At 38.3% G+C, this 19,334-nt stretch carries 23 protein-coding genes; all 23 read left to right on the plus strand.

The annotated features are described in order from the left end of the window. The first annotated feature begins 7 nt into the window (after positions 1–7). Complete coding sequence (locus G7057_RS05445; RefSeq protein ID WP_227004666.1) at positions 8–1,030, plus strand: protein-glutamate methylesterase/protein-glutamine glutaminase; 1,023 nt, start codon at positions 8–10, stop codon at positions 1,028–1,030. Beyond that, a complete protein-coding gene (locus tag G7057_RS05450) occupies positions 1,027–1,803 on the plus strand; it encodes a CheR family methyltransferase (protein WP_166161888.1) in 777 nt (258 codons plus the stop codon). The genes G7057_RS05445 and G7057_RS05450 overlap by 4 nt, the downstream gene beginning before the upstream one ends. Before the next feature lie 13 nt (positions 1,804–1,816). Beyond that, a complete protein-coding gene (locus G7057_RS05455; protein ID WP_166161889.1) occupies positions 1,817–3,793 on the plus strand; it encodes a chemotaxis protein CheA in 1,977 nt (658 codons plus the stop codon). Then, entirely contained in the window at positions 3,786–4,379 is a 594-nt protein-coding gene (locus tag G7057_RS05460) for a chemotaxis protein CheC (RefSeq protein WP_166161890.1), read from the plus strand. The genes G7057_RS05455 and G7057_RS05460 overlap by 8 nt, the downstream gene beginning before the upstream one ends. 15 nt (positions 4,380–4,394) lie before the next feature. Then, positions 4,395–4,757: a response regulator gene (locus G7057_RS05465; protein ID WP_166161891.1), complete on the plus strand. Its 363-nt coding sequence runs from the start codon at positions 4,395–4,397 to the stop codon at positions 4,755–4,757. A gap of 13 nt (positions 4,758–4,770) precedes the next feature. Next, on the plus strand, positions 4,771–5,193 hold the full coding sequence (locus G7057_RS05470; protein ID WP_166161892.1) for a chemotaxis protein CheW: 423 nt from the start codon (positions 4,771–4,773) through the stop codon (positions 5,191–5,193). Between the two features lie 2 nt (positions 5,194–5,195). Further along, complete coding sequence (gene fliM, locus G7057_RS05475) at positions 5,196–6,191, plus strand: flagellar motor switch protein FliM (RefSeq protein WP_166161893.1); 996 nt, start codon at positions 5,196–5,198, stop codon at positions 6,189–6,191. Continuing rightward, entirely contained in the window at positions 6,188–7,267 is a 1,080-nt protein-coding gene (gene fliY / locus G7057_RS05480) for a flagellar motor switch phosphatase FliY (RefSeq protein WP_166161894.1), read from the plus strand. Before fliM ends, fliY begins: the two co-directional genes overlap by 4 nt. Positions 7,268–7,528: 261 nt before the next feature. Further along, positions 7,529–7,822: a flagellar biosynthesis anti-sigma factor FlgM gene (gene flgM / locus G7057_RS05485; protein WP_166161895.1), complete on the plus strand. Its 294-nt coding sequence runs from the start codon at positions 7,529–7,531 to the stop codon at positions 7,820–7,822. Continuing rightward, positions 7,822–8,190: a flagellar protein FlgN gene (locus tag G7057_RS05490; RefSeq protein ID WP_166161896.1), complete on the plus strand. Its 369-nt coding sequence runs from the start codon at positions 7,822–7,824 to the stop codon at positions 8,188–8,190. The genes flgM and G7057_RS05490 overlap by 1 nt, the downstream gene beginning before the upstream one ends. A gap of 10 nt (positions 8,191–8,200) precedes the next feature. Continuing rightward, entirely contained in the window at positions 8,201–9,718 is a 1,518-nt protein-coding gene (gene flgK, locus G7057_RS05495; RefSeq protein ID WP_166161897.1) for a flagellar hook-associated protein FlgK, read from the plus strand. Positions 9,719–9,720: 2 nt separating this feature from the next. Next, positions 9,721–10,620: a flagellar hook-associated protein FlgL gene (flgL, locus tag G7057_RS05500; protein WP_166161898.1), complete on the plus strand. Its 900-nt coding sequence runs from the start codon at positions 9,721–9,723 to the stop codon at positions 10,618–10,620. Positions 10,621–10,803: 183 nt separating this feature from the next. Then, entirely contained in the window at positions 10,804–11,910 is a 1,107-nt protein-coding gene (locus G7057_RS05505) for a flagellin N-terminal helical domain-containing protein (protein WP_166161899.1), read from the plus strand. A gap of 84 nt (positions 11,911–11,994) precedes the next feature. Further along, positions 11,995–12,345, plus strand: coding sequence for a flagellar protein FlaG (locus G7057_RS05510; RefSeq protein ID WP_166161900.1), 351 nt, complete (start codon positions 11,995–11,997; stop codon positions 12,343–12,345). A 7-nt stretch (positions 12,346–12,352) separates the two neighbouring features. Beyond that, a complete protein-coding gene (gene fliD / locus G7057_RS05515) occupies positions 12,353–13,756 on the plus strand; it encodes a flagellar filament capping protein FliD (RefSeq protein WP_166161902.1) in 1,404 nt (467 codons plus the stop codon). Between the two features lie 10 nt (positions 13,757–13,766). Then, the gene (locus tag G7057_RS05520) at positions 13,767–14,090 is read left to right on the plus strand and encodes a hypothetical protein (RefSeq protein ID WP_166161904.1); all 324 of its coding nucleotides are present in this window, start codon (positions 13,767–13,769) and stop codon (positions 14,088–14,090) included. 30 nt (positions 14,091–14,120) lie between these two features. Further along, complete coding sequence (gene fliS / locus G7057_RS05525) at positions 14,121–14,483, plus strand: flagellar export chaperone FliS (RefSeq protein ID WP_166161906.1); 363 nt, start codon at positions 14,121–14,123, stop codon at positions 14,481–14,483. Between the two features lie 301 nt (positions 14,484–14,784). Beyond that, entirely contained in the window at positions 14,785–15,168 is a 384-nt protein-coding gene (gene flgB / locus G7057_RS05530) for a flagellar basal body rod protein FlgB (protein WP_166161908.1), read from the plus strand. Between the two features lie 16 nt (positions 15,169–15,184). After that, a complete protein-coding gene (gene flgC, locus G7057_RS05535; protein ID WP_076767792.1) occupies positions 15,185–15,616 on the plus strand; it encodes a flagellar basal body rod protein FlgC in 432 nt (143 codons plus the stop codon). A gap of 30 nt (positions 15,617–15,646) precedes the next feature. Further along, positions 15,647–15,958, plus strand: coding sequence for a flagellar hook-basal body complex protein FliE (gene fliE / locus G7057_RS05540; RefSeq protein ID WP_227004667.1), 312 nt, complete (start codon positions 15,647–15,649; stop codon positions 15,956–15,958). Positions 15,959–15,999: 41 nt separating this feature from the next. Further along, positions 16,000–17,577 (plus strand): flagellar basal-body MS-ring/collar protein FliF, encoded by a 1,578-nt coding sequence (fliF, locus tag G7057_RS05545; protein ID WP_166161910.1) that lies wholly within the window; start codon positions 16,000–16,002, stop codon positions 17,575–17,577. A 3-nt stretch (positions 17,578–17,580) separates the two neighbouring features. Continuing rightward, positions 17,581–18,585 carry a flagellar motor switch protein FliG gene (fliG, locus tag G7057_RS05550; RefSeq protein ID WP_076767786.1) on the plus strand — a complete coding sequence of 335 codons (1,005 nt, stop codon included), beginning with the start codon at positions 17,581–17,583 and terminating at the stop codon, positions 18,583–18,585. Next, complete coding sequence (locus G7057_RS05555) at positions 18,569–19,330, plus strand: FliH/SctL family protein (RefSeq protein WP_166161912.1); 762 nt, start codon at positions 18,569–18,571, stop codon at positions 19,328–19,330. Before fliG ends, G7057_RS05555 begins: the two co-directional genes overlap by 17 nt. The last annotated feature ends 4 nt before the right edge of the window (positions 19,331–19,334 follow it).

Below are 19,334 nucleotides of genomic sequence, written 5' to 3' on the forward strand. Positions count from 1 at the left end.
GGTGAGTATGATGGCAACACGCATCTTAGTTGTAGATGATTCTGCATTCATGCGGAAAATATTGACAGAGCAAATCTCTGCAATTAACGGATTTGAAGTGATTGGCACAGCCCGGAGCGGTGAAGATGCCTTAAATAAAATGGCGCTTCTTCGCCCAGATATTATCACGCTTGATGTTGAAATGCCTGGAATGAACGGTCTCGAAACCGTTAAGAGAATTAGGGAAATCAGCGATTTGCCCGTTTTCATGTTGAGTTCCTTGCAAGGGAAAGAAATAACGATTGCTGCTCTTGAATCAGGAGCCACTGATTTTATTGAAAAGCCACAAAATCTAAGAGAAAACGCAGCAGAATTCCAACGCCAGTTGGCTTATCACTTAAAGTCAGTCCTTCAAAAAGATGAAGATGACAGTGGCGCAAAAAAAGAATTTACACCAGCTAACGAAGCAGATATTATCGATCAGGCTTATAAAGCCATCGTGATTGGCGCTTCAACCGGAGGACCACGTGCACTGATGCAGCTCGTTCAGGCGATACCGTCAACGTTAGCCATTCCTATTTTTATTGTTCAGCATATGCCGGAAGGCTTTACCGCTTCATTTGCTAAACGACTGAACGACAGTGCGCAAGTTCCCGTTAAGGAAGCGAGCCATTTGGAAAAAATACAAGCTGGAACAGTCTATGTTGCACCAGGAAATTACCATATGCATATTCATCAAGATGAGCTGTTTTTAACTCAAACCGAAAAACGAAATGGTGTTAGGCCAGCCGTTGATCACTTGTTTGAATCAGCAGCGCCTCTGTATAAGAATCGCTTGTTGTCGGTTATTTTAACCGGCATGGGGAAAGATGGTACACAAGGAATGCTAGCTGTGAAAGAAGCGGGTGGTTATACGCTAGCTCAGAACAAAGAATCTTGTGTGGTCTATGGTATGCCGGGAAGTGCTGTTGATGCTGGCGTCGTTGATGTTTGCGTCCATTTGAACTGCATTTCAGACATCATTAATAAAGTTGCGAGGACAAGTAAATGACACTACAATTTGAGAAGTTTTATGATTGGACGAAATCAGAGTTAAATCTACAACTAGATGGTTACAAACAAAGACAATTACAGCGTCGCATCACGACTATTATGAAGAAGAGCGGTGCCACTGACTTAGCGAGTTATGCCGAAAAAATAAAAAATGATGCGCAAATCAGGAATGATTTTTTGGACTATATCACGATTAATGTCACCGAATTTTTCCGAAACAAAGACATTTTCGCTGACTTTGAAACGGTATTAACCGATGAGTTGCCTCAAAAGTTTCCAGAATTAAAAATTTGGAGCGCAGCATGTTCAACTGGTGCAGAAGCTTATTCAATGGCCATAGCCCTGAAAAAGAAAAATTTGGATAGTCGAGCAAAAATTATCGGAACAGATTTAGATTTAAATATTTTAGAAAAAGCACGCAAAGGAATCTACCGTGATGCCGACGTTAAAAATGTCGAAGCGGTAGATTTGCAACGTTTTTTTAAAGCCGATGAGCCCTTTTACCACCTGAGCGACGACATAAAGAAATTGGTCGAGTTCAAGAAGCATGATTTAATTGTCGGAAAATACGATAAAGGTTATCACGTCATTCTATGTCGAAATGTAACGATTTATTTCAACGACGAAGTAAAAGATGACCTTTATCAAAAAATGAGCGATGCGCTTGTACCGGGTGGTATTTTCTTTATTGGTGCAACCGAAACGATATATAACCCTGCAAAATACGGATTACGAAAAATAGGATCATTCTTGTACGAAAAAATAGAATAAAGGAGGATGACAAATGGATGATAATTCTCAGTACCTAGATATGTTTTACGAGGAAACTGATGATAACTTGATGAAGCTAAACGATTTAGTCTTAGATTTGGAACACAATCCAACTGACTTATCCATCGTTGATGAAATTTTCCGCTCTGCCCATACATTAAAAGGAATGGCAGCGACAATGGGATTCACAACTATGACGGAAGTGACGCACAAGTTGGAAAATGTCTTTTCCTTTTTAAAAGAAAAAAATCAAGCTGCTAACGAAACAATCATTACAATTGTATTGAAGAGTTTGGATGCCTTGGCTGAAATTATGGACCGCATTCGTGCGGGAGAATCAGACTCAGGTGACTATTCTGATATTATTGCCATGTGTGACAAGGTAACGTCAGAAGGCGCGACAGCGAACCAACCAACTGAAGCTGCAGTAGAGGCAGCCATTGTGTCAACGATGACATTAGACGACTCAGATTGGGAAGTTGCTAAAAGTGCTCAAAAGGATGGTTATAAAGCTTACACCATTGCTGTCAAAATTGAGTCAGATAGCATGATGGCGAATGCGAGAGCCTTTCTAGTGATGAGTAAGCTGGAAGAGTTCGGAGAAATTATTAAAACTGAACCATCGCCAGATGTGTTAGAAACAGATGATTTTGGACATCTATTCAAATGTCTTTATTTCTCAGAAATTGATGAAGCAAGCATCGTTGAAACCATTAAGCAAATTAGTGAAGTAGAGACAGTAGTTATTAATAAGCTTCAAAAAGAGGAAACAACTGTTAAAAAGGAAGAGCAAAATACACAAGTCACAACGAAAAAAGCTGCTGCAAACCACCAACCTAACCATTCGATTCGGGTTGATATTGATAAGTTAGATTCCTTTATGAGCTTGGTGTCAGAATTAGTTGTTTACCGGACTCAGCTAGAGGACATTAGCCAAAAAACAGGTAACCAACAGTTAGAAGAGACATTGACTTATGTGTCTCGGATTACCAATGAACTGCAAAGTCTTGTTCTTAATATTCGGATGCAACCGTTACAAACGGTAACCAACCGTTTCCCACGTTTAGTTCGTGACTTGAGTTCAGATACTGGTAAGCCAATGGACTTAGTTATTGAAGGTGACGATACAGAATTGGATCGTACGATCGTATCAGAATTGGGCGAGCCATTGATTCACTTGATTCGAAATAGTGCAGACCATGGTATCGAAAATCCAGAACGACGTCTTGAGCTTGGTAAGGATGTTAGAGGGACTATTAAAATCTCTGCTTATCAAGAAGGAAACCGCGTATTAATTTCTGTTTCAGACGATGGTAAGGGATTGGATGCTGAAGCGATTAAGGCAAGTGCTGAACGTAAAGGCATTTCAACAGAAGGTTTAACAACACAAGAAATTCAAGAACTTATTTTCCACCCAGGCTTCTCGACTAAGCAAGAAGTAACGAAAGTTTCTGGTCGTGGTGTTGGGATGGATGTTGTTAAAACAAAGATTCAAGAACTAGGCGGTAGCATTGATATTGTCAGTGAAGCTGATAAAGGAACCATTTTCCGCTTAAGCTTGCCGTTAACCTTATCTATTATTCCAGCTCTATTAGTGAAGGTAGAAGAGCACATATTGGCTATACCGCTAAGTGTGATTAATAAAGTTGTTAGAATGGATGTAGATGCGGTTAAGCAAACGCATAACGGTGAAATTCTAATGGCAGGTGACAAAGGTATTCCACTTATTCGTTTAGAAAAACAACTCCAGCTCGCTGACGATAATGACGAAGCTAGCCATGTCATTATTGTAACTATTGAAGGCAAACAATATGCCTTGGCAGTTGATGCGATTGTGCGCCAGCAAGAAATTGTTATCCAAGAGCTAGGACCTGAAGTTGGACAAGACGCACCTTATTTAGGCGCTGCTATTATGGGTGACGGAAGCATGACATTGATTCTAGATATTACAGCAATCTGTTTAGAAAGGAATCGAATGCTAAATGTCTGAAAAATATACGGCTAACCAACTAGATATTTTGAAAGAAATGCTCAACATAGGTGGTGGCAACGCCGCGACTAGTCTATCAAAACTACTAGATAAAACAGTAAATATGAGAGTTCCTGTCCTAGAAAGAATGGCTTATGAAGCAGTGTTTGAGCAAATCATGTCAGCCGATACGGTTGTTCGTGCCGTTCAAATGCAATCAGCGGGCGATATTGAAGGAATGTTCCTGTTCGTTCTGAGTGATTTAGGCTTTAACGATATTACAAGAGAACTACTGAGAGGCTATGAGGATAAGGAAGATTTGGCAGAATCAGCAGTTTGTGAGCTAGTCAATATCCTTGTTAATACCTTCGTACAGGCTATTTCAACCTTACTAGATTTAAAGGTACAAACAGATGTACCATACATTATGGAGGATATGTTTGGTTCATTATTAACTAGTGCATATTTAGAAGAATTACAGTATGATGAGAACCTATGGATATTTAAAAATGAATATTTAATCGAAGGGATTAAGTGGGAGTCCTCACTTTACTTCGTTCCTCAAAATGGTATGTTAGAAAAATTAATGACAGAGATAAAATTTTAAAGGGGTAATATAAAAATGGCGAAAAATATTTTAATTGTAGACGATGCAGCTTTCATGAGAATGAAATTGAAAGATATTTTAGAAAAAAACGGCTATAATGTTGTTGGAGAAGCTCAAAACGGCTTGGAAGCAGTTAGCCTATATAAAGAAGTAAAACCAGACCTTGTAACAATGGATATTACCATGCCAGAAATGGATGGCATTGAAGCATTGAAAGAAATCAAAGCAGTTGACCCTGCAGCAAAAGTAATCATGTGTAGTGCTATGGGACAACAAGGTATGGTAATGGAAGCAATTAAAATGGGAGCTATTGATTTTATCGTTAAGCCATTTGATACAGCTCGAGTAATCAAGTCACTAAGTAAAGTTAGTTTGTAATGGAGGGGTTTAGTTGCAACTTGTCATTTTTTCTCTAAAAGATAAAGTTTATGCAATACGTTCTAGTGAAGTAGAGGAAATAACAGATCCTCAAAAATGGACAGACGTTCCCCAATCACCTACTTGGTTGCTAGGGTTAATTAATTTGCGAGGAAATGTTATTTCTCTTATAGATTTTGACAAATTTCTGAATAATCACCAAAACCCTATAAACGAAGAGAATTTATGCTACAATAATACGGTAATTATTAACAGCGGCAACCGGAAAGTAGCATTCGCATTAGGAAAAGTAGAAGAAGTGATTGATATTGAAGATGATCATATTCAACTAGCAGAAGAGCAAGTCAATGATGCGATTGAAGGAGTTTTATTTAGAGACGATCAGATTGTGAATCTTATCAATTTGCCGACTTTATTTTCCAAGAATGAGGGGTAAACGTGAATCCAGTTTTATCACAAGAAGAAATTGATGCATTGATGGAAGGTATGAAGACCGGAGAAATCGATGTAGCCAAGATTGAAGAAAAAGAACAACCTAAAGTAAAAAGCTATGATTTTAGAAGACCGGTTCGCTTATCCAAGGAATATGTGTCGACTTTAAACATGGTTTTTGAAGAATACTCAAAAATTGCTAGCAACCTATTGACGACACAGCTGCGTTCCAATGTATCTGTTGATTTAATGTCCATTGAACAAGTTAGTTTTGACGAATTTCTGCATTCGGTCCCTCATTTCACCATGATGGGTATGTTCCATGCAGATCCTCAACCAGGTATTCAAATTGTCGAAATGAACCCACAAATTTGTTTCCAACTCGTTGAAATTTTATGTGGGAGTTCAGAAGATAATATATTTAAAGATGAAGTCACAAAAGATTATTTTACAGAAATTGAATTAGCTATTTTAGAAGATGTTATCCGCCAATTCGGAGATGCCTTCCAACATGCATGGCGAGATATTATTCAACTTGAAGTGGGAATGGATTCTATGGAGCATAACTCACAAATGATTCAAGCTATATCTCCCAATGAACCAGTAACCCTTGTTACCTTTACAATTGAAATGATGGGCAATACCTCATTTATGAACTTGTGTATCCCATATGTTTTCTTTGAAACATTACTGGATAAGTTGAGCCTGCGAAACTGGTTCCATTCAGGTAAAGGAACAGATTCTACAGACCATGAGCAATTAGCTAAAAACATCCAAGGTGTCCGGTTAGATTTAGAGGTTCTACTCGGAAAGACACACATTAATTTAGATAGTTTCCTACAGTTAGAAGTAGGAGACATTATTACATTAGACAAAAGAATAAATGAACCACTTCTTCTTTCGATTGAACAGGAACCGTACTATTTAGTGAAGCCGGGCGTTAGAGACGATAAGATGGCAGTAGAAGTGTTAGAGGATATAGGAGGAAATCAAGAAGAATGAGCGATTCAGCATTAACACAAGAAGAAATTGATGCAATGATGATGGGTCTAAATGCACCAGCTGATGAAGCACCAGCCAATGAAGCATTAAGCCAAATGGATAAGGATATTATTGGCGAAGTTGGAAACATCTCTATGTCTCAAGCTGCTACTACCTTATCTGAAATCTTGGGCTACAAAGTTACCATCACAACACCACGCGTAAAAGCAACAAATATGAAAAACATCCTTGCTGCTTCATATAAACCAAAAGTTATCACATCTATTGAATTTAAAAAAGGCATCATAGGGAACAATATGCTAATGCTAGATGTGAGTGACTCTGGTAAGATTGCTAACCTCATGATGGGCGGCGATGGACAAGTTCAATCTGAAACACTAACAGAAATTGAAATGAGTGCCGTTGCTGAAGCAATGAATCAAATGATTGGGTCAGCTTCAACAGCTATGGCAACTATGTTCAGCAGAACCGTAGATATTTTCCCACCAGATGTATCACTTTGGGATGAGAAGAACAGCATTAACTTTGATGAAAGTAAATTAGATATTCCTGTATGTGAAATCTCATTTGAATTAGAAGTAGAATCCGTACTCAATAGTACGATTATGCAAGTGTTCACACTAGATGCAGTTCATGATATAACACGCATCATGTTGGAAGATAAAGCAACTGTTATTGAAGACGTTACCCCACCAGCAGCGCCAGTAGTTGAACAAGCACCACCAACTGCACCAGAAACAAGCGCTGTAGAAGAAGTATCCGTTACCGTTAAGAAACCAGAATTCCAACAGCTGGATAATGCGGATCCTAAACACCGCCCAAAAAATCTAGATTTAATTATGGATGTTCCGCTTGAACTAAGCGTTATGTTAGGACAAAGTAAAAAGACCATCCGCGATATTTTATCATTAGGGACAGGCTCAGTTGTCGAATTAGATAAGATGACAGAAGAGCCACTAAGTATTTATGTAAATGGTAAAATGATTGCTGAAGGCGAAGTTGTTGTGATTAACGAAAACTTTGGTATCAGAATTACTAATATTTTAAGCAAAGAAAACCGTTTAAATAACTTATAAAATAAATCAGGAAGGACTTGAGATGCGAATGTGCGGCTCAAGTCCTTTTTATATGGGCTGGTGCCGGCGAAACTGTCGAGTGAGCCCGAAATAAGTTCTCAGTCGACAGTTTAAGCCCAATTCGACCTCTTGCACTTCACTTCCTTTTTTAATAAAATAGTGAAAGACTATTAACTATTAATAAAAATAACCGATAGATAGTAAGAGCGAGGATATAAACCTCATTATGAAGCGATTTAAAATTAAAGGAGGCTCTTCAAAATGAAAATCACTAATGGACATCAACATTATTTAAATAACGTTCGCAACAGTCATACACAATCTGCTGAGAGCCAAAAGCAACCTATTCAAAAAACACAGCAACAAGACTATGTATCTGTAGAAATTTCAGATGAAGCAAAGAAATTATCTCAAGCAACATTAAGTAGTTCTGCCAACGAGAAATTAGATGCGATCAAAAAAGCAATTCAAGATGGAAACTATCACGTTTCAGCTGACAAAATTGCTTCTGGCATGATGGATGCAATTGCTGAACAGAAAAAGGATAGAGTGTAATGACACAAGATAAAGATGGTTTGCAACTACTAGAAGACTTTATCAGCTTATTAGAAACAGAAAAAGGTATTCTAACGTCTAATAACAGTAAAGAACTAGCAGCAATCGTAGAACAAAAACAACATTTCGTAGACAGCTTACCAACAATTGATTTCAGTGGTGTAGACCGAGAATTAGTTGAGGAAGCTGTTTTTAGAATTCGTGAACTACAAGAAACAAACCTGTTGCTGACTCAACAGAGTATGCAATTCGTTGATAATGTGATTACGGCATTCAACGAAGGTGTTAAAAAATCAACTAAAACATACTCCAAAGAGGGGTACCACACAGGCGCTTCACAAGCAAATTTGTTGAATCAGTCGCTATAGGAGGAAGACCATGTCAGGATTATTTGGAACATTAAATATTGGAACAAGAGGAATGGCAGCCTCTCAAACAGCGCTGCAAACAACAAGTCACAACCTAGCTAACATGAACACAGATGGATATACACGCCAACGTGTTAATTTCGAAGCTGAAAATCCCTATCACTTAGGTGGCGTGGGACAGATTGGAACAGGTGTTAAATTATCTGGAGTCGTTCGTGTCATCGACGACTATGTAACGAAGCAAATTCAACAAGAATCAGGTTCATACAACCGTTATGCTCAAAAATCAGAAATTTTAAGTAAACTAGAAATGATTTTTAATGAGCCATCTGAAACAGGCTTGAGTAACGGACTAAGCAAGTTCTATTCAGCTTGGAATTATCTTGGTTCGAATCCAGAACTACCAACTGCTAAAACAATGGTTAGCCAAGAAGCTCAGAGTTTATCAGATACATTAGCCCATATGTCTAACCAAATTGAGGGTGTTCAAGCCGATACCGTTTACGCCATTCAAAAAGACGTTATGGATTTCAACAACAAAATTGAACAATTAAATACCTTAAACCAACAAATTTTTAATGTGACGGTAAAAGGTGATACACCAAACGATTTGCTTGATCAACGTGACCGTTTAACAACCGAATTAGCAAGTATGTCAAATGTTGAATTCAGTTATGATAACTACCAACGTGTTGAAGTGAAACTAGATGGAGATAATCTGTTGAAAGGGAATGCTGTTAAGAAACTAGCAATCGTATCTGCTCATGATGGCCAAGGCAACATGATTATTACGGACGGTTCAAAAGATTCTGCAACACAAGCAGGCACACTACTCCCGGTTGGACAAGTTGTGATTGCATCTGAAGACGGTACATATAAAGAAGTCTTAGTAACAAACGGTAGTATCAAAGGCTCACAAGAAGCCCTAGAATTAGTTAACAATAAGCAAGAAGAATTAAACCGACTTGTTTATTCATTCGCTACAGCAGTTAATACCATTCATAGTAATAACTATGACGTCAAAGGAATTCCATTCTTCTCTGAAACCAATAGTGCTAAAACACTAAAAGTAAATGAAGTTATTTTAGGTGACTCTTCAAACGTCAATGCAGGTCAATCCATTGGTGAACCGTCTGATGAACTGCCAGCCGGCGATGGATCACGTGCGACCGCAATCTCAGCATTAGCAACAGCCAAGATTAACTATTTTGGCACGCCATTCGATGCTAAATATGATGAAACAACAATGAGCTTCGAACCACAAGCAAATGGCTCAACAACCAGCGGTGCTTACAACAATATGGTAACAAGCATGGGTATTATGAAAGAACAAGCAGACAATATGGCTGCTAGCCAATCAGAAGTTCTGACCTTCTTAGAAAACAGACGAGGTGCAATATCAGGTGTTTCAATGAATGAGGAAGTTGTCGACATGATGAAATTCAGTAGTGCCTTCCAAGCGAATGCGAGAATCATTTCTGTTGTTGATGAAATGCTTGATACCTTGATTAACCGAACAGGAGTGTAATAATGCGGATAACCGATAATATGATGTCTTCGAGCTATTTAAGAAACTTATCTCGAAACCAACAAAACGTTCAAAAGTATCAAAATCAACTTTCTTCTATGAAGGAAGTATCCAAACCATCTGAAAACCCATTACTTGTTTCAGAAATCATGACCTTAAAATCAAGCATTACTCAAAATGCCCAATACCAAACAACAATTGAAGACTCAATTAGCTGGACAGATATGCAAGATTCAGCTTTATCAAATGCTTCGAATTCATTAATGCGTATTAAGACGCTCGTTCAGTCAGCTGCTAACGATACCATGAGTGACGAAGGACGTGCTGCAGTTAAGGCTGAGATTGAAATGGAATTGGCAACCTTTGTGGATGCTCTAAATACAGAGTTTGGTGGCCGTCATGTGTTTGGCGGAACAGAAACGACGCACGCACCTTTTAAGATCGAATACGATGATGGTAAGATGACAGGGATTGATTACAAGGGTAACGATCAAGATATTAATCGTGAAATTGCTTCTGGTGTCACTGTTCAACTACCAACTAATGGTATTGGTTTAGTAAATAATTCTAGCGGTGAACTTGGTAGGCTGCTATACGATATTCTAGCTGGTTTAGATGCTAATGATTCCGATGTTATGCGCGGTAGCCTAGATAAGCTCGATAACCAAATTGATAATGTGGTGAGAACACGTACAGAAATTGGTGCAGTTTCTAACCGTATGAAGTCAGCACAGGCTAGAAATGAGAGCCAAGAATTAGGACTGAAAGAAATGTTATCGTCAAAAGAAGACATTGATTTCGCAGAAAAATATATGCAGTTCAATATGGAGTATGTAGCTTACTCAGCATCACTTCAAATGGGAACGAAAGTATTGCAGACATCCATTTTAGACTACCTGTAAAAAGGTAGTTTTTTTATTTAGAGAGAATTATAGAATCAAAGAAAGATATAGATAAAAAATAACTTAAAAATAATTTTTATTAAAATAATTCAATATAACCCTTAAACTTCATTGAATTAAACCGATACATAGATTAGAGGCAAGGCCTTAAATAAAAAAAATCTTATCAGGAGGAAACAAACAATGAGAATTAATACAAATATTTCAGCAATGAATACATATTCACGTCTAACATCAGCTAACGCTTCTAAATCAGGATCATTAGCAAAACTATCTTCAGGTCTACGCATTAACAAAGCTGGGGATGACGCAGCTGGTTTAGCAATCTCAGAAAAAATGAAAAACCAAGTGTCAGGTATGGCGCAAGCAACTCGTAACGCACAAGATGGTATTTCATTAATCCAAACAGCAGAAGGCGCATTGAAAGAAACACACTCAATCCTAAACCGTATGCGTGACTTAACTGTTCAGGCTGCAAACGAAACAAATACTGTAGATGACCAAAAAGCGATTAAGTCTGAGCTAGATTCTTTGACAGAAGAAATTACACGTATTGCTGACCAAACACAGTTCAATACAAAAGGCTTACTGAATGAGAATGAAGTAATTGGAACAAAAACTACTGTTACTATACCTGGTCAAGATGCTGTGAATCCAGCAAAAACATTAGATGCAGCTACTTTAACTGATATTACTGGTTTAGGAGCAATGCATACTGCTCTAGGTTCAACCGGTGATGCAGATGCAGCTATTACTAGTTTTGGAGCAGCAGATAGCGCAAAAAAACAAGCAGCTTTAGCAGCTTACAATGGAGTTGCAACAACTAAAATCGATAATATTGCTCAATATGTAGGAACAGATAAAGTTGATGCAACAACTGAAGAAGTAGATATCAAAGGAGCTTCTTTCTCATTCCAAATTGGCGCAAATGCTGGTGAAAAAATCTCTGTTAAAATCGCTAGTGTATCTGCTGAATCATTAGGTATTGATGATTTATACGAAGTAAATGGAGATACAGATGTTGCACTTAAGAAACTTGACGATGCAATTTCAACAGTTTCCGAACAACGTGCAAACCTAGGTGCTGTTCAAAACCGTCTAGACCACACAATCTCAAATCTATCAACAACTAAAGAAAACTTGTCAGAAGCTAACTCACGTATCGTAGACGTTGACATGGCTGAAGAAATGATGAGCTTTACAAAATCAAACATCTTGTCACAAGCAGCAACAGCAATGTTGGCACAAGCTAACCAAATGCCACAAGGTGTATTGCAATTATTGCAATAATCTCGTTAAACCATATATAGAAAAGGAGAGTCGACGTTGTCGGCTCTTGCTTTCTATTATCAAACATTACTTTTGGAGGTGTAAATGATGGATGTTCATGGCATAAATAGAATCGTCTTTGATACGACTGGTCGAGACCATATTGAAATGATTAATAAAATCAAAACTATTACTGAGGTAAGCAAAGGTGATTATAAGGAGAATCTTACTTCAGACACTGAAATAAAAAATATTGTCAAAGAAGCAAATGGGCTTGTATTAGGACTTAATGTCAATTTTCAAGTCTTGACACATGAAGGAACGAATCGTACGATAGTCCAGATGAAGGATTCAATCACAGATGAGGTAATTAAGGAATATCCGCCAAGTGAAATGTTAGATGTGATCGCGGGTATTTGGGAACAAGCGGGGATCATAATCGACAGAACGGAGTGACAGTAGCATGTCTTCAAACAGTATTAACATCCTGGGAACCTATTCGGGTATTACCATGGACACTATTGAGCAACTGCTATCAGCAGAATCAACTAAACTAACCTCTTATAAAAATGAACAAGCGGCCGTAGAAAAAGAAAAAAGCGCTTGGAAGGATGTCCAAACACGAATAACAAATTTAGCGACTAAGATGGATGCTTTGAAGCAAGCAGACACTTTCAATGCTAAAAAGGCGACACTCTCGCAAGAAGGGAAAATTGGCTTTACAGTAGGGTCAAAGGCGATTGCTGGTGACTATTCAATTACTGTTAAGCAATTAGCGACTCGTACAGAAATCAAGGGGAAAGAGCTCCAGCTTGATGAGAATAAGACGTGGCAAAAAGAAGGACCGCTAACCTTCCAAACGACGAATGAGGCTGGCGAAGTTAAGCAGTTGGACATTAAGATTGAAGCTGGCGATAACCTAGAAAAAATCGTTAATAAAATTAATGATGCAACTAAAGAAACGGGCGTTTCAGCTGTCGCAATTGATGGTCATTTAGTTTTACAGAACAAAGCGTTTGGCGCAAGTAACATTGAAGTTGTTGGAGAGTTAGCAAGTGAGTTTGGTTTTTTGGATAATGAAGCCAAAACAATGGGAAAAGTTGCCGAGCTGACCATTAATGGTATCGATATCGAACGTAACAGCAACCAAATTTCAGACGTGATGGACGGTGTGACCTTAGACCTTAAGGAGGTAACGAGTCAAGCCATTAAGGTTGAAATAGCTGATGACCTCGGAAAGACGGAAACAGCGGTTAAAGGCTTTGTAGATCAGTATAACTCAACGATGTCATTTATTAGTGGCTTGTTAAGTGTAGGTGATCCGTCTCAAGAAAACAATGAGACAGGCGCACTAGCAGGTGACAGCAGTTTGATTCGTCTGCAGTCTCAATTACGTTCGTTATTAACGAACGCAGTTGACAACGGCAATGCTGGAGCGAATACAGTTAAATCAATTGGGATTGAAGTAGATCGTGATGGTGTGGCTAGCTTTGATGCAGATAAGCTAAAAGAAGCATTAAAAGAGGACAGTTCGAAGGTTCGTGATTTATTTACCTTTACCAAAACATCGGTCAATGCGGCTGGTGAGACTGTTGAAGAAGAGATTGGGATTGGACAAAAATTTGAAAGTCTTATTAACAGCTTTACAGATTCAAAAGACGGGATTATTGCGACCAAAAATGCGACTTACGATAAGCTAATTAAAGATATTACAGAGCGAATTACAGTCTTTAACGACCGTTTGGAAACCAAACGCCAACAGTATATTGCTAAGTTTACAGCCTTAGACGTTGCGATGATGGAAGCTGAATCGCAGTTAAGCTACATGATGAGCCAGTTTAGTAATTCGTCATCAAGCAATAGTTAGGAGAATAACCATGAGTAATCGACTGACCGTACTTGAAGAGATGAATCACGTATTGGATTCATGGGATAATCAGGCCGAATCAGGCGCTGATATCATTCAAAAGATGAAGCCATTGATTGACGGGCTTAAAGGTCTACCAAATGATCCTTATACAGCGGAAGAAGACCACCTACTTAAGGACATTTATAAGAAGGAAACACGACTCGTTTCAGTGATGGAAGTAGCTAGAGAAGAAATTGCTCAAGAGCTTATTGGTTTAAACAAGAATAAGACGGTGGTTCAACATTATGTCTATCCTAAAAAGACACCCACCTTCGTCAACCAAGAGTTATAGCTATCGGTTTTACAATAAAGGAGCAAGAAAATGTATAACAAGCAAGCAAAGAATGCCTATCAACAAAATCAAGTATTAACAGCGTCACCCAAAAGATTAGTAAGCTTGCTACTTGAAGGAAGTTTAAAAAATCTAAAGATAGCTGAACTAAGTCTAGAGAAAAATGATTTTTCAAAAGCTAATGAAGTATTGTTAAAACACCAAGATATTTTAGCGGAACTCCAACGTACACTAGACATTGAGCAAGGCGGAGCGATCGCGCAGGATTTAGATGCCCTATATACTTTTTTGATAAATGAAGCAATCCAAGCAAATATTCAAAAAGATGTCACAAAGATTAAAAATTCCCAAAAGTTGATACAAGAACTATTGGAGACATGGAACCAAATTTAACCCTTCAAAAGCCCGATTTAAAAGTGTTTATTAATCTAATAAGATTAGTAAGCACTTTTTCGTTCTTTTTTATATAACAATATTTTAGACAATATAACAATATAGATTTATATACTAAAAATTACATATTTCATGTAAAATAGATAACGTAGAGTTAAAAGTATAGGCATTATAGATCAGATTGACCTTAGAGAAAGTAAATAAACGCTAAGTTTAAGTAAAGCAGCAGATTGAATAAAAAAGACACCATGTCAATATAGTGAAGAATACTATTGTCATTTAGGAAGAAGGGAACACGTCAGTGACGAATATTAACTTTGATTTACTAAAAAACTCGCTTGATGCAGTCAGCCTTCGCCAAGAATTAATTGCTAGTAACATTTCAAATGTAAACACAGAAGGATATAAGGCGAACAAGCTAGAGTTTGAAAGCTTATTAAAGCAAGCGGCTGATGGTAGAAGCTTGCATACAACACACGCTTCTCATTTAGGCGGTAGCAGTAATTTGGCAGAAGTAAATCCAATTTTGGGTAAGAATACAACGACCAGTGTGAAGGAAAACGGCAATAACGTAGATATTGATATGGAAATGGCTAATCAAGCTCAAAATACCATTCAATATCAAGCACTGACTGCGCAACTCAATGCTCAGTATCGAAGGTTAGGAACCATTATCAACGGCTAAAAGGAGATGAAATCAGATGACAATTTTTAATTCCTTGCATATTAGTGCAAGTGGCTTGAGTTTGGAACGGTTAAAATTGGATACTATTTCGTCCAATATTGCCAATGTAAACACGACTCGTACGGAAGAGGGCGGACCTTATCAAAAGAAAACGGTTGTCTTTGAGGAAGCGTTTAAAGAGAGTGTGCAAACAATTGAAATGGGTACATCAAGAAAGAGTTTTGGGGTTCGTGCAACAGAGCTAGTAGCGGATGAGACAGAAGTTAGGGAATACGACCCAACTCACCCGGATGCTGACGCAGAAGGTTACGTTTTAAAATCGAACGTTAATATGTCAGACGAAATGATTGATTTGATGGCAGCAGTAAGAGCTTATGAGTCGAATATTACCAGTCTAGAAGCAGGCAAGGATATGTTGAAACAGGCTTTAACCATCTCATCAAAATAATAACGGGTCGTTGAAAAGGAGCAAGTCATTTTGAATATTGAAAACTATACGCATATAGCAAATAAGATAAACAGCTTGGATTCAATCAATTTTTCTCAAACAAATCAAGTAAGTGAAAATGGTGAAGGTTTTTCTGCCATTTTTAATCATGCATTAAATAGCTTTACGACATCTCAGCAAATGGCTGATGGGGCAACAACCTCTCTTGTTGTAGGAGATGATGTGGCATTACACGACATTATGATCCAAACAACGGAAGCTCAACTATCGTTAGAATTAGCAATACAAGTCAGGAATAAATGTCTAGAAGCATATAACGACATTAAAAATATGCAATTCTAATCAAATAGCCTTGATGGGGAAAAGGAGTAAGTTTAGGGGAAATGGATGTTGTAAAAAAATTATGGAATTCAATGAAATCAGGGTGGAACGGCTTATCACAAGCCAAACGCATTGGACTAATCAGTGTCAGTGCTCTTACAGTTATTATTTCATTAGTGGTTTATATTCATTCTCAAACAGTAGAATACGCCCTGCTGTTTAGCGGCATGGAAGAAGCAGATTCGGGAGCAATCGTTAATGACTTAGATGCCAAGGGGATCGCTTACCGTTTAGAAGATAATGGAACGAGTATCCGTATCGACAAAGATTATGTCGACAAATACCGAATTGAGTTAGCAGTAAATGATATGCTGCCTAACAATTCAATCGGATTTGAGATTTTTGATACATCAGGCATGATGGATACCGATAAAGACCGAGATATTAAAAAACAACGTGCTATTCAAGGCGAATTAGAGAGAGCAATTAGTGCTCTGGGTGGAATTGACAGTGCAAAAGTCATACTATCTATCCCAGAGGACAGCGTATTTACACGTCCGGATGACCTAGAGGAATCATCTGCTTCTATTATGATTGTGAAGAGTGGAAGCTTATCAACCTCAGCAATCCAAGGTATTGCGGCTCTTGTTTCTGGTGCGGTAGATAATTTACCGATTGGAAATGTCAGTATCGTCGATGAAAATGGTGCGTTATTAAGTGCGTTCCTACAAGAGAATGGGACATCATTATTTGCCTCTGATGAGGCATCTCGTAATCGTGAAATCGAAAAAAATTATGCGAGAGAACTGGAACAAAAAGTTCTAACGACATTAGCACCTATATATGGATTAGAAAATCTATCCGTGTCAGTCAATGTGAGCATGAATTTTGATGTTGGCGAAGAAGAATTAGTTTTATATGGCCAAGAAGCGGTCGATACAGACGAAGCAGTTGGCTCTAAAGTTAGAAGCGAGATTGTAACTGCTTCTGGTGGTGAAATTAATACAGAACAAGTCAATGGGAATGACTTGGCAGTCAATGAAGTTGTTGAAGGCGAAAATGGTAACACAGCGTCATTTAACAGCACGCGCAATTATGAATTAGATCAACGGACAACACGTACGATTTTTGAAACAGGTCGTGTAGAAGAGATTTCAGCCTCCGTGTTGTTTAATGCAGGTATTCCAGGATTAGCAGATGATAATCAGTTGCAAGCAGTAGTCACGAACATTTTAGGTTCAGATGCTGAAGGGAACATTGAGGTTATCCGTGCGAACTTTAACACGCCAAACGATGACTCTGACCCAGCAGTTATAGCACCAGAACAATCATTAGAAGAATTCTGGATGAACAACCGCTTCTTCATTATTATCGGTTTCGTTTCTATATTATTAATAGTGATAATTATTTTAGTAGTTATAGCGAGAATACGTAATAAACAAGAAGAGGAAGCAATTAACTTACAAATGGAAGAAGAAAAACAAGTAGAAGCGAAAAATGTTGAATTAAAAACGAAGAATATACTGAAAGAAAAATTGAGAAACGAACAACTCGAAAAGGAATCTTCTGCCCACCAAGAAGCGAAGGACAATCCAGAAGTTGTCGCTGACTTAATAAAAATGTGGATGAAGGATGAGTAGATAATGGAAGAAATGTCAGGAATTAAAAAAGCGGCAATCCTTTTAATATCACTCGGTGCCGAAACATCTGCTGAAATAATGAGACTTTTACCAGAAAGTTATATTCAAAAAGTGAGTTATGAGATTGCCAATATTGATTATGTTAATCCGACCGAGCGTGAAGAGATTCTAAATGAGTATTTAGAAATGTCCCAAGCTCGTCAGTATGTGATAGATGGCGGTGTGGATTACGCCCGTGAAGTATTAAATCGTGCCCTAGGAGCACAACGAGCAAAAGAAGTGATTGATTTACTCAATCAAATTCAGTTGCGAGAGCGTCCGTTTAACATTGCGAGGAAGGCTGACCCGATGCAATTGAAAAACTTGCTACTAAGCGAGCAGCCACAAACGGTAGCCTTGGTATTGTGTTATATGCAGCCAGACAAAGCGGCACAAATTCTTGCCCAATTTCCGCTTGAATTACAAACCGAAATTGCAGAGCGTATTGGAACAATTACACGGACATCGCCAGCAGTTATTGAGAAGATTGAGAAAGTAATCGAGAATAAATTCTCTTCTTATATCGAGAACGATACCGAAACAGTCGGTGGCGTTCATGCTCTTGTAGAGATTCTTAACTCTGTGGGTCGAACAACTGAGAAGAATATTATCGAAGTGTTGGAAGAAAGACAGCCTGAATTGGCAGACGAAGTGAAGGCAAACCTATTCACCTTTGAAGATATTATTTCCTTGAATCCCTCAGATGTTCAGAAAGTCTTGCGTCATGTGGATAATGATGATCTTATGTTGGCTCTTAAAGGTGTGGCAGACGACATCCGTAACTTCATTTTCCAAAATATGTCATCTCGTGCTGTTGAAACAATTAAGGAAGATATGCAGTTTATGGGACCAGCACGTTTGTCTGCTGTAGAAGAAGCTCAAACGAAGATTGTGGCGATTATTCGCTCATTGGACGAATCAGGCGAAATTTATATAAGAAGAGGCGATCAAGATGCTATCATCTCATAAAATTATCAAAGCCGGTACGCAAGCAAGTCATCCAAGTGAACGTGCAGCTGTTACGACAAACTGGCAGCCTAAGTCTTCTGAATTTCTATTAGATGACATTGAAGAGTTAAATGATATGCAATTTCAAGAAGAACGTCATAGAATTGAAGAATTGATTCGAGAAAAAGAATCGGAGAAACAAGCGATTTTGACAGAAGCCAAGTTAGAAGCAGAAGTCATCAAAGCGAGAGCAACAGAAGAAGGCTATCAAGTGGGCGAACAAAAAGGCCTGCAAGAAGGGTTTAAGGCTGGCTTTCAACAAGCGATGGTGGCTGCGACAGAAGAATCAGAATCAATTAAGGCGCATGCCAAGCAAGTATTGGCTGATGCGACTGCTGAAGCACAGCAGTTTTATGAAGAGAAACGACAGGACATTATTGCTTTAGCCGCTCAAATGGCTGAGAAAATTATACATGAAACCATTGATGCATCAGATAATAAGATTATTGATTTGGTAACACCTATTCTAACGAGAATGGATCAAGAGAGCAGTTTTATCACTATTTCAGTTAGACCAGAGAGTCAAGACCAGATGAAAACCCATATAAAAGATTTAGAGGTGACTTATCCCCTATTTCGTTTTGTGGTCTTTGCAGATCCTGCATTGGAGAAAAATGGCTGCGTGATTGAAAGTTCCCATGCCATTATCGATTTGCAAATCAAACAGCAGTTAGAAGCAATGGTAGCAGATTTGAAGGAGTTGTAAGCGT

The sequence above is a fragment of the Jeotgalibaca arthritidis genome (genome assembly GCF_011100465.1).
GTDB lineage: Bacteria > Bacillota > Bacilli > Lactobacillales > Aerococcaceae > Jeotgalibaca > Jeotgalibaca arthritidis.